Here is a 2,206-nt window from a genome sequence, read left to right on the forward strand (position 1 = left end):
AGTTTTGCTTGTCTTCTTTTCGCAACACTAAGGTAAGTGAAAATTCTGACATGGCAAAATCCTGGGCAACTTTTTGTTGCTCAGGCACTTATAAATAATGTTAAACTATAGTGTTGCGGAATTAAGGAAAACAAAGAAGACTGGAGATTAATAGCAGGCAAGCTTATAACTGATTGTAAAAAATTCATAAACCAATAATACGCTATGCATCTATTATTTGCATCCAATGATACTTATATCCCACATGTTGCCACAACATTAGCTTCTATCTTTGAAAATAATAAAGACGTGGAATTCATTGTCCATGTCATGGCAACAGATATTTCTGGAAAAAACAATGCAAAGCTGAAAGACTTTGTCGAAAGATATGGGCACACACTTGATGTTAAGGTTGTAAATCCTAATGATTTGGATATAGATTTATCTGTATGTGGTAAGTGGGGAATTTTTCCTTCATTAAAACTATATGCAGCCGATTTGTTTCCAACAGTTGACAAAATTCTATATGTTGATGCAGACATGATTTGTCTTGGGAGTTTAAAGGCAATAGAACACATTGAAATGGTTGATTATTGGATTGCAGAGACTACCGACGAACAAGGTGCAGAAAAACATAAGGAGCGTTTAGGTTTGTCGTCTGATTCTTTTTATGGATGTGCCGGCTTAGTATGGTTTAATTTAGCAAAATGGAGAGAAGAAAAAGTACGCCAGAAATGTTTTGCCTTTTTTAATGATCCTGCAAATCGTGAAGTCATAGAATTTGGAGAACAAGACGTAATGAACAAGGTTTGTCAAGGCCATATCTATGAGTTGCCGATCGTATACAATATGTTCAGTTATTATTGGCTTCATCATGGTCGCAACATACCGATTCGCTATAGAAAAGATATAGAAGAGTATAAAACAAATGCAGTGATAATCCACTATATTGATTCGTGTAAACCATGGTTTAAAGACTGCTTGTTTCCATTGAAGGAATATTATTGGAAATACCATTCATTGACTCCATGGACGGATGAAAGATATGGGTATTCCAAAGGATATCAAGGCGCTTTTAATTTGTTAAAATCAAGACTTAAACAGTTCTTGAACAGTTGTGGCCTAAAACATTATGAATATGCCTTTGATTGTTAATAGGGGGGGGGAAGAAACCCATCTTTAGATTATTTAAAGACCCTAGCCATTTCATTAGTTATCATTTATCATTGCGGAATTTTTCATGATTGTATCACAGCTTCATTTTTAAGCATGTGTGTTCCAATTTTCTTTTGTATTAATGGAGCGTTAATGTTGCGAAAGGAGTATTCTTATGTTTACCTAATTCGAAAGAATTTGAAATTATTCGTATTGATATTAACATGGGGATTATTGTACTCGTATGTAGGAAGTTTAACTTTGCATGAGAATATTGTGAGTTTCAGGGATATATATCATCAGATTGGAAAGCCTCTTAAAGGTGACCATTTATGGTATCTTGAAGAACTTTTCTGTTTGAATATCTTTAATCCTCTTATATATGCATATATAAAGAATAAGACGCAGGTGCATATTTTGCTGTTATCGTTGGTCTTCACAATATTTACATTAAATATTATCGCTTTTAAAATACCATTTAATCTTCATCCTTTCTCCTTGTGGGGAAGTTGGGGGCTTATATATTATATATTGGGCTTTTGGATAATACAATATGGTATTGGATCAAAGTTCTCAAGAAAAAAGATATTTGCAATGTTTGTTATGTTTATTGCTATGCAGGTTTTGTTTAATTATCTATTGTTAGATAGGTCTATTCATAGTTTCTTTGAAACAAGTGATTTGGTTCCTGGTGGGTATCAGTCACCATTTGTTGTCTTGTCAACATTAAGTCTTGTGGCTTTCTTGTGTTCCAAAAAAATGAAATCCAATAAATTCATAACTTATATAGGAAAAAACTCATTAGGTATTTATCTTTTTCAAGGTGTAGTGATAAGACTATTAAATAGCATTTTTCATAATTGCTTTTTATTGCCAATCATAGTATTTATATTATGTTCTCTATTGGTCTATATATTTAGCACAAATAAATATACTTATTATTTTACTAAAGTTTCCCACCCCAAAATAGTAGGGTAAAAATAACAGTTTCTCGATAAAAAGTTGTATCTTTGTAATCGCTAAAGAACAAAAAAACAACGATTTAAAGAGTAACTGTTATGAATGCAAAATT

The 2,206-nt window shown here is 32.3% G+C and carries 1 protein-coding gene and 1 pseudogene; both read left to right on the forward strand.

Annotated features, from left to right (window positions below; translation table 11 throughout):
• The first annotated feature begins 204 nt into the window (after positions 1-204).
• Positions 205-1,134, forward strand: a complete 930-nt coding sequence (locus EXN75_RS17260) for a glycosyltransferase family 8 protein (RefSeq protein ID WP_134844743.1) — start codon at positions 205-207, stop codon at positions 1,132-1,134.
• 30 nt (positions 1,135-1,164) lie between these two features.
• Positions 1,165-2,112: pseudogene (locus EXN75_RS18720) on the forward strand (acyltransferase); the annotation flags it as partial.
• Between the last annotated feature and the right edge of the window lie 94 nt (positions 2,113-2,206).

Source organism: Segatella hominis, from assembly GCF_004535825.1.
GTDB lineage: Bacteria > Bacteroidota > Bacteroidia > Bacteroidales > Bacteroidaceae > Prevotella > Prevotella hominis.